Here is a 405-nt window from a genome sequence, read left to right as displayed (position 1 = left end):
TCATCAGTCTGGCCAACGGGCAGTCGATCACCATCCCAGTGAACTCCAGCAGCGGTTCGGTGGACTTCATCGCCCCGAACAACGTGCTGAACACCAACACCCCGCTGACCAACAGCATCACCGGCGTGACCGGCGGCAACTACGAACATCTGGAAACCGCAGGTACTCCGACCACTGTCGTCAACGACGATCCAGCCCGCCTGGACACTACCGGCCTGACTCTGTCGGCCAGCGGCACCGTCCAGGAAGGTGGTGAGATCACCTACACCGCTCGCCTGACCAACCCGGCCGGCACCGAGATGAAGATCTCGCTGAGCAACGGCGAGACCATCACTATCGGCAAGGGCCTAAGCGAAGGTTCGATTACCTTCCCAGCGCCGCAAAACACCGTTTATGTCGACGGTG

At 60.7% G+C, this 405-nt stretch carries 1 protein-coding gene; it reads left to right on the top strand.

All coding sequences use genetic code 11. The features are described 5' to 3' along the window. The coding region (locus tag ACODSK_RS32680; protein ID WP_489022295.1) for an immunoglobulin-like domain-containing protein at positions 1 to 405 on the top strand (405 nt) is incomplete at both ends.

Source organism: Pseudomonas sp. FG98, from assembly GCF_057808595.1.
This window is presented reverse-complemented; position numbering and strand designations above follow the sequence as displayed.